This is a genomic window from Mycobacterium sp. (assembly GCF_035570115.1).
Lineage (GTDB): Bacteria > Actinomycetota > Actinomycetes > Mycobacteriales > Mycobacteriaceae > Mycobacterium.
On record NZ_DATMLH010000074.1, the window covers coordinates 1 to 2,775 of the forward strand.

3 protein-coding genes are annotated in these 2,775 nt (G+C 66.3%); all 3 read left to right on the plus strand.

Features of this window, described 5'->3' with window-relative positions; all coding sequences use genetic code 11:
* Positions 1–47: 47 nt before the first annotated feature.
* The 3 genes from trxA to VNW74_RS05470 are packed head-to-tail and all read left to right on the plus strand — an operon-like array spanning position 48 to position 2,461.
* Positions 48–500, plus strand: coding sequence for a thioredoxin (gene trxA, locus VNW74_RS05460; protein ID WP_325675583.1), 453 nt, complete (start codon positions 48–50; stop codon positions 498–500).
* Between the two features lie 16 nt (positions 501–516).
* On the plus strand, positions 517–780 hold the full coding sequence (locus VNW74_RS05465; protein WP_325675584.1) for a UBP-type zinc finger domain-containing protein: 264 nt from the start codon (positions 517–519) through the stop codon (positions 778–780).
* A complete protein-coding gene (locus VNW74_RS05470) occupies positions 773–2,461 on the plus strand; it encodes an FAD-dependent oxidoreductase (protein ID WP_325675585.1) in 1,689 nt (562 codons plus the stop codon). The genes VNW74_RS05465 and VNW74_RS05470 overlap by 8 nt, the downstream gene beginning before the upstream one ends.
* The last annotated feature ends 314 nt before the right edge of the window (positions 2,462–2,775 follow it).

The following is a 2,775-nucleotide window of genomic DNA, read 5'->3' on the forward strand; positions in this document are numbered from 1 at the left end:
CGTGGGCTATTCGGAACCGGCCCTGGCGGCCTGACTGAGGAGGCGCCATGGACTCAGACATCGTGACATGCCCGCACTGCGGAAAACGCAACCGCGTACCCGCGGCGGCCGCGGGGAAGCCCCGGTGCGCCAACTGTCACCAGTGGCTGCCGTGGATCGCTGCGGCCGGCGACGGGGACTTCGCCGACGTTGCCGAAAAGTCCTCAGTTCCAGTGCTTGTCGACCTGTGGGCGACCTGGTGTGGACCGTGCCGCATGGTGAGTCCGGCGCTGGAGCAGCTTGCCACCGAACGCGCCGGACAACTGAAACTCGTCAAGGTCGACGTGGATAAGGCACCGGCGATTTCACAGCGGTTCACGGTGCAGGCGGTGCCGACACTGCTGCTCCTTGACCACGGGCAGATACTGGCGCGGCAAGCGGGCGCCGCTCCCGTTGCGGCGCTGCGCAATTGGCTGGACCAGGCGCTGTCGGCCGGCAGCGGGAAGGACGCACGCTCATGACATCCGTGTATCGCTCATGACATCCGTGTATATAGATCCACACGTGGCGGCGATCCGCCAGGTGCGCCCGCGCACAAACGGCTGCGAGGAATGTCTGCGGCTCGGCACACCGTGGGTGCACCTGCGGTTGTGCCTCACGTGCGGACACGTCGGCTGCTGCGACTCGTCACCGATGCGGCATGCCCGAGCGCACGCGCACACTGTGGACCACCCGATCGTGCAGTCCATGGAGCCCGGCGAGAAGTGGCGCTGGTGCTACGTCCATGAGAGCTATGTCTGAGGTCGCCATGGACCAGCGCGAATCGCCTCCCCTGGCGGAAACCCCCGACATCTACGGCGCGTACCCGCGACTGTCCGACGATCAGATTGCCACCCTCGAGGCAGGCGGCGCCCGGCGCGCCGTCAACACGGGCGAAACGCTTGTCCGCGAGGGTGAGCGCTCTGACGACTTCTTCGTCATTCTGTCCGGCAAAGTCGCCGTCACCACGACCGACGACGCGGGCAATCGGCACGTCATCCGGGTACATGGCCCCGGGCGGTTCCTCGGGGAGCTGGGCGACCTCGAAGGCCAAGCCGCGTTCTACACCGCCGAAGTGGTGGAACCCGGCGAAGTACTCGTGGTACCGACCGAGCGGGTGCGGGCCCTGGTCACCCACGATCCGGTGCTCAGTGACCTCATCCTGCGCGCATACCTGTTACGCCGCTCGCTGCTCATCCAGGAAGAATCCGGATTCCGGATCATCGGCTCCTGCTATTCGCCGGACACCGCCCGGCTGCGGGAATTCGCAGCGCGAAACCGATTGCCACACAGATGGATTGACCTGGAACGTGACAAGCACGCCGAACGGCTGCTGCAGCGGTTCGGAGTATCGCCCCAAGACGCCCCGGTGGTGATCTGGGGCGGTGAGGTGCTGCGCAACCCGACCAACACCGAGCTGGCCCGCCGGGTGGGACTGCCGGTACCCGATACAGTGCCCGACGAATCCGACGTCGTCGTGGTGGGCGCCGGTCCGGCAGGGCTGGGCGCTGCGGTGTATGCCGCGTCGGACGGCCTGACCACCGCGGCCATGGAGCGGATCGCAACCGGCGGGCAGGCCGGGACGTCATCGAGAATCGAGAACTACCTCGGATTCCCCGGCGGAATCTCCGGAGCCGACCTTGCCGAACGGGCAGTTCTGCAGGCCGGCAAGTTCGGAGCGCGGATCATCGTCTCCGCGGAGATCACCCGGCTGGAATCCGGCGGCGGCCAGCACCGGGTAACGCTCGCGGACGGGGGGTCGGTGGTGGCCAGGGCCGTGGTGCTGGCCATGGGAGCCAGGTATCGAAGGCTCGCTGTTCCAGGAATCGAATCGTTCGAGGGCAACGGCGTGTACTACGCCGCCACCTTTCAAGAGGCCTTGATGTGCGGCACGGGGCCCGTCGTCATCGTGGGGGGTGGTAACTCCGCGGGCCAGGCGGCGGTTTTCCTCGCCGCGCAGGTTTCCCGGGTGTACGTGGTGATCCGCGGCGACGACCTGAACAAAACCATGTCCCGATATCTCGTCGACCAGATCAACCGGCACCCCAGAGTGACTGTCCGGTCGTGCACCGAGATCAGGCAGGTACACGGAAACGGTGCACTCACGGCGGTGTTGACCGAGGACAAACGAACAGGCGAGCGGCACTCGATCCAGACCCGCGCCCTGTTCGTCTTCATCGGCGCGGATCCCAATACCTTATGGCTCGCCGGCGCAATCGAACTCGACGACCGCGGCTTCGTGCCGACCGGTCCGGCAGCGCTGTATTCGGACGCCGACGGTGCCCGGCGCAGCACCCAGCGCCAGCCGATGATGCTGGAAACCAGCCAACCCGGTGTGTTCGCGGCGGGAGACGTGCGTAGCGGCTCGGTCAAACGGGTGGCCTCCGCGGTCGGCGAGGGATCGATGGCGATCCGCCAAATCCACGAGTACTTCGGGACCTGATCGGTGGCGGTCGGCCCCGACCGGTGACCTGCCAGCATTCGGCAAATACTTGATCTGGTGAGCCTGACTCGGACTGGCCTTCGAAGCGTCTGATTCGAGCGGGATCCGCCGGTCCTTGCCGCCGTTGCCGAGAACATGTATGACGGCCCGTCGTCGGTGCGTCGGAGGTCGCCAACGTTGGCGCGCAACATTTCACCAACGTTGGCGCGCAACATTCCATCGGCACGCAGGCCGGTGAGGATGAGTGCGCGGTCGCGTTTTGTCCATTCGCTGCGCCGCCGCGGTTCCGATTCTTAGCTGAGGGCAGCCAGCAG

Coding starts and splice junctions, on each gene's coding strand:
- trxA (WP_325675583.1), top strand. CDS start 48: ATGGACTCAGACATCGTGACATGCCCGCACTGCGGAAAACGCAACCGC.
- VNW74_RS05465 (WP_325675584.1), top strand. CDS start 517: ATGACATCCGTGTATATAGATCCACACGTGGCGGCGATCCGCCAGGTG.
- VNW74_RS05470 (WP_325675585.1), top strand. CDS start 773: ATGTCTGAGGTCGCCATGGACCAGCGCGAATCGCCTCCCCTGGCGGAA.